The organism is Candidatus Magnetaquicoccus inordinatus, from assembly GCF_004217665.1.
Taxonomy (GTDB): domain Bacteria; phylum Pseudomonadota; class Magnetococcia; order Magnetococcales; family Magnetaquicoccaceae; genus Magnetaquicoccus; species Magnetaquicoccus inordinatus.
Window position 1 is genome coordinate 1 of sequence record NZ_RXIU01000328.1, and the last position, 2,655, is coordinate 2,655.

The 2,655-nt window shown below is 51.6% G+C and carries 3 protein-coding genes; 1 reads left to right on the forward strand and 2 read right to left on the reverse strand.

All coding sequences use genetic code 11. The features are described from left to right. The coding region (locus EJP87_RS15265; RefSeq protein ID WP_130472720.1) for a response regulator at nt 1–537 on the forward strand (537 nt) is incomplete at its 5' end. Nucleotides 538–764: 227 nt separating this feature from the next. Here EJP87_RS15265 and EJP87_RS15270 read toward each other — a convergent pair. Both EJP87_RS15270 and EJP87_RS15275 read right to left on the reverse strand, forming a co-directional pair. After that, complete coding sequence (locus EJP87_RS15270) at nt 765–2,027, reverse strand: lysozyme inhibitor LprI family protein (RefSeq protein ID WP_130472721.1); 1,263 nt, start codon at nt 2,025–2,027, stop codon at nt 765–767. A gap of 167 nt (nt 2,028–2,194) precedes the next feature. Beyond that, nucleotides 2,195–2,644 (reverse strand): YaiI/YqxD family protein, encoded by a 450-nt coding sequence (locus tag EJP87_RS15275; protein WP_130472722.1) that lies wholly within the window; start codon nt 2,642–2,644, stop codon nt 2,195–2,197. Nucleotides 2,645–2,655: the final 11 nt, after the last annotated feature.

Here is a 2,655-nt window from a genome sequence, read left to right on the forward strand (position 1 = left end):
GATCCAGGTCGCGGCAGTATCTTTTCTTTTACCCTGCCGATTCGCTGTGTGGAGGGTTGGATCGAGCCTGCACTGCATGCCAATCGGCAAAACGATGCCGATATTCACAAACTGCGCATTCTTCTGGTGGAGGATTATTTGGACAATCAGTTGTTGTTCAAACTGTATCTCAAAAGAACCCCCCATTATTTGGTGATCGTCAACAATGGTGCCGAGGCTGTGCTGCGCGTTCAGGAAGAGCCGTTCGATCTGGTGCTGATGGATATCCAGATGCCGGTAATGGATGGCTACGAGGCCACTCGCCGCATCCGGCAGTGGGAGCAACAGCAGCAGCGAAAGCCATTGGCCATCATTGCCCTCAGTGCCCATGCCTCCATCGGCAAACAGGCAGAGAGTCTTTCTGCAGGCTGCAATGAACATGTCAACAAACCGATCAAAAAACAAACACTTTTCCAGGTTCTGGCAAAATATGCCCGACTGTACGGAGAAAAACCTGCTACAACCGGTATAATCCCCCCCAATCAAGAGGAAAAATGAGCATTTGTTGATTCCCTCGTCTCAACAGGCGATCACACAAAGTCTGCTGCGCATTGGAGATCTCTGAGCTGGTGAATCAATCTGCTGTGTGGCACAGCCTCGCATGCAGAGATTTTGCGACTTCCTTCTTAAAGAATAACCTATTGCAAAGAGAGCAAAAAGTTGGCATCTGCTCACCGCCATAGAGTAAAAAACAGCATCAACGCGAGTCGCCTTGGCGGAATCGCCTAAAAAGAGCGCTGCAACTCATTGATGCGCAACCGGTAGGCATTGGCCAAGCAATCCACAGTGGTGCATTTATTGCGGACTTGGCGCAGCCAATTGATCTGCTGCTCCTTTTGCAAGTCGCTGTTCTTGCTCTGGTTCACAGCTTGCTTGTACAACTGGCCCAGTTTTTCGTCCAACCCAGCCAGCTCCCCGTTGCCACAAATCATTTTTTCCACCGCCGAAGCCGCCTTGCTGCAATCAAAACTGGTCTTGGCTTTGGGCGCCGAGTGAGGCGGGTTATCAACCTGCAGCAGTCGCAGATTGCCGGTTGGCACATCCACCAGCCCCTTTAGCGAACGAAGCTGCGCGGGCTGTTCGCACAGAACAGCTACGGTAAAGTGTACTTCTCGGCCGTTCGGCCATTCGATGGAGTCCAGGTCAAGCACATAGGCGGGCTCATTCTCACTGAGTTTGCACTGCAAAGCCCCTTCCGCCTGTTTGACAAAATCATACATCTGTACATCACGACTGTCGCGTTTTTTAATATCTACCACCGACAACCACGTATCCCCCTCCTGGCTGATGGGAATAAGGGCATAAGCCTCATCTTTCGCCCACCAGACATGCGCCGGTTGCCCATATTTTGTCCAATACAGCTCATGCAATTTGCCACTCTTCATATCAAGCAAAAACTGGAAGGCGCACAAATTGCTCTCAGAGGCTTTGGGTTCACACGCCGTCATAAACGCCCATTTGCCAGAGGGACTGGGAGGAGAAATCCGCACTTCCGAAGGAGGAAGGTTGCTCAATTGCCCCTGGTCATCCTGCACCTTGACCCTGGGCTGCAGAACTGTCCCGGCATACGAGAGTGCACCCTCCGCAGTGAGTGCAAATCCCGATTTATCCTTTTGCCCTGGTTTAAGCGTTGTCCAGGTAACAACCAGCTTGCCATTGTTGCGCGAGGAGATGGCCTCAACACTCTGCACCTGCTCCTTTTTGCAAGCATGCCACTGCATTTGATAGCCTGCCTGTCCTGGCTCTCCATAACACCAGCCACGCGCTTGCAACTGCCCACCTTTTTTTTCCCGCTCATCACAGGCCTCCCAGGTTTTTTTATCATCACCCGAGCCCCCGCGACATTTGTCATTCAGCTTATCCCAAGCTGCCAATAATGCTTTGATTTCACTTGTTGGTGCAGATGATTCAGCGTCTGCATGCGCAATCAATATGCCACAACAGAGCAAAACAGCAGAAAAACAACTAAAAAATTGCTTTATTTTCATTTGTTTGTTCATCCCTATCACCGCATAAATATCCCACCCTGAGTGCAGCTTGCTGCAGTATTTAACCGCGAGCAAGCAGCATACAATGTCAGAAAATCTTTTAGAAGAGGCTATTGATAGCCTGCATGCTTTGTCATGACCCGGAGCGTTCTCAGCAGAATGTGCTTTCATCTCCCACGCTTGAGGGCCTGAATCGCCTCTTCCAAGGATTGCAGAAAACGGGAGCGCTCTTTGCTGCCGAAAGAGGCTCCACTGCTACGGATCTCTCCGGTATCGCGCAGATGGGCGTTCAGATCCCTCATGGCCAACGCCATGCCGATGCTGTCGCCATCAAAGGGTTTGCCAGTGTGGCCGATGACCCGCGCTCCCTTGCTCAAACATCGGGCAGCCAGGGGAATATCCGCCGTGATGGTAATATCCCCCGTACCGATATGTTCTACGATCCAATCATCGGCCTTGTCCAGACCACCTGCAACCACATGGATCTGCAACAGGGCATGGGAAGGCATACGCATCCATTGGTTGCTGACCATATGGACGGCAATCCCATGGCGTTCAGCAACCCGCAGCACCTCAGCCTTTACTGGACAGGCATCGGCATCGACATAGATCATCATGCTGCCCTTTT

Bases quoted from the DNA above. Each gene is read 5' to 3' on its own strand.
- EJP87_RS15270 (WP_130472721.1), bottom strand. From the start codon at position 2,027: ATGAAAATAAAGCAATTTTTTAGTTGTTTTTCTGCTGTTTTGCTCTGT.
- EJP87_RS15275 (WP_130472722.1), bottom strand. From the start codon at position 2,644: ATGATGATCTATGTCGATGCCGATGCCTGTCCAGTAAAGGCTGAGGTG.